Raw genomic sequence first — 1,994 nt, forward strand, 5'->3', positions numbered from 1 at the left:
CCGATATGAGGTGGCAGGCCAATCCATTGATTCTACAATGCTGGAGTGTGTCGGCTCAGGCAAGGAAAGAATTGATTACACTGATCTGAAGACAGGCAGTGCCCGTAGTGCCTGGTTTGCATCTGGCCAGCTGCAGGCTCTTCTTATTGTTGGAGAGTCATTGCCCGACAGTGATCGTGTATGGCTACAGGCTGCTTTTGAAAAAGAAGATATTCCTTTTTCAGAGCGCTGGCGATTACTGGCAGGCATTCCACCGAAGGGAGAAGATACTGGCAAAGTGGTTTGTGCCTGTTTTGGTGTGGGCGAGAAAACCATCTGTCGTGTGATTGAAGAGGAAGGCTTTACTGACCCTGTCGAGGTGGGTCAGTCTTTGAAGGCAGGAACAAACTGTGGATCCTGTATTCCTGAGATTCGCAAGCTGATTACCCATACAGCAGAGTTGGTATAGACACGCACTCTGTTCGTCCCGGGCTTGTTGAAGGTCAGTGGCACTGCACTTGGACAAGCTCTGTGCGAGCGGAATCAAGCATAAGATTCGGCGGCACTAGATAATACCTGAACAGACTTCATTTTCCTCTAATATCGGATATAGATCAGCATCAGGTAATTGATAATGCCACCATTCATTTTCAAGAGCGTCGAATCCAGCCACATTCATGGCGCCTGCCAGGATTAACCTGTTTTTCTGTGCGAGCTCGGTAATCTGGTCATTGCCATGGTGAGCTAATGGGCGGAAGTCATCCAGCTCTGTGCCCATTTCCAATGTATGTCCGAACTGATCAACCAGCGTGAGATCAACAGCTATCCCTCTGCAGTGGGTACGTAACCCGGTTTTCGGGTGGGACACATATTGAGGGTCCGGTACACATTGAAAGAGTTCCTGCTGGGCTTCCAGTGGGCGATAGGCATCCCATATTTTTAATTTGAGCCCCATGGGTTGAAGAACTTCAATGGCGTTTTGCAATCTGTTGGCGGCTTCTTCGTGCATCAGGCACAGAGGTTTTTTATAAACCTGCTTACCAGTGAAGTTCCTCGTGGTAGCGTAAACTATCTCGAGCAAAAGATCGTGACTTTGTGGTGTGACTTCAACCAGTGAGTGCGAGTTCTTCATAAATTAATCTGGCCTTCAGATATTTTTAACGCAGGGTAAGGATAATTGTCTGGAAAGCTCTTAAGATTCGGGCTTTACAGGTTTCAAAAGGTTGACAGCCAGAGCTGTTACCAGTGCACCGGCGATGGTGGCCAGAATATACCAGGGGCGACCATCGACAACCGGCAGAACGATCCAGCCACCCCAGGGAGCATGATTGATGACTTCGGCCATGAATCCTATTACATTGCCGGTAATTCCTCCCAGAACTATGGCGGGTATGACTCGTATTGGGTCAGCAACAGCAAAGGGGATTGCTCCTTCTGATATGCCTATCATACCCATAGCCAGAGCAGCCTTGCCAGCCTCTCGCTCTTCAGCAGAGTATTTCCCGGGGGAGAGCAGGGTGGCCAGCCACATACCCAAAGGTGGGGTGCAAATGGCCACCCCGACACCACCCATTAGATAGGGGTGATCTTGTATCTGAGTTTGAGCGAACAGGGTGGCGACTTTATTGATAGGACCGCCCATGTCAAAAGCGGTCATGCCGCCAAGAATGGCGCCAAGTGAAACCTTGGATAATCCCTGAAGACTATAGAGCCACTCGTTCAGGTGATTCATCATATTGGCGATGGGTTGTCCAATTACCCAAATTACCAATGCTGAGGTCAGAAACGTGCCTGCCAGAGGGTAGATAAAGATGATAGCAATAGGTCGCATGGTCGGTGGAAAGGGGATTTTCTTGAGGGCATTAACAATATAGCCTGCAATGAGTCCTACAATCATTGCTCCCAGAAAGCCACAACCGAACTGACCTGCCAGCCAGGCTCCAATCATCCCGGGTGCCAGAGCGGGACGGCTGGCAATGGACCAGGCTATATAGCCTCCGAGTACGGGGATAAAG

Annotated in this window: 3 protein-coding genes; 1 reads left to right on the plus strand and 2 read right to left on the minus strand. The window is 49.7% G+C overall.

Going from position 1 to position 1,994, the window contains the following annotated elements; genetic code table 11:
* Positions 1-448: (2Fe-2S)-binding protein (locus tag KDK17_RS07595; protein ID WP_257287754.1), on the plus strand; the 448-nt coding region annotated here is incomplete at its 5' end.
* Positions 449-544: 96 nt separating this feature from the next.
* Here the strand turns inward: KDK17_RS07595 and ddpX are convergent.
* Positions 545-1,111, minus strand: coding sequence for a D-alanyl-D-alanine dipeptidase (gene ddpX, locus KDK17_RS07600; RefSeq protein ID WP_257254654.1), 567 nt, complete (start codon positions 1,109-1,111; stop codon positions 545-547).
* 60 nt (positions 1,112-1,171) lie between these two features.
* A partial coding sequence (locus tag KDK17_RS07605; protein WP_257287755.1) for a PTS fructose transporter subunit IIC occupies positions 1,172-1,994 on the minus strand: 823 nt, incomplete at its 5' end.

This window comes from Endozoicomonas sp. SESOKO2 (genome assembly GCF_024606245.1).
Lineage (GTDB): Bacteria > Pseudomonadota > Gammaproteobacteria > Pseudomonadales > Endozoicomonadaceae > Endozoicomonas_A.

Excerpts from the sequence above, each read along its gene's own strand:
- ddpX (WP_257254654.1), bottom strand. The coding sequence starts at position 1,111 with ATGAAGAACTCGCACTCACTGGTTGAAGTCACACCACAAAGTCACGAT.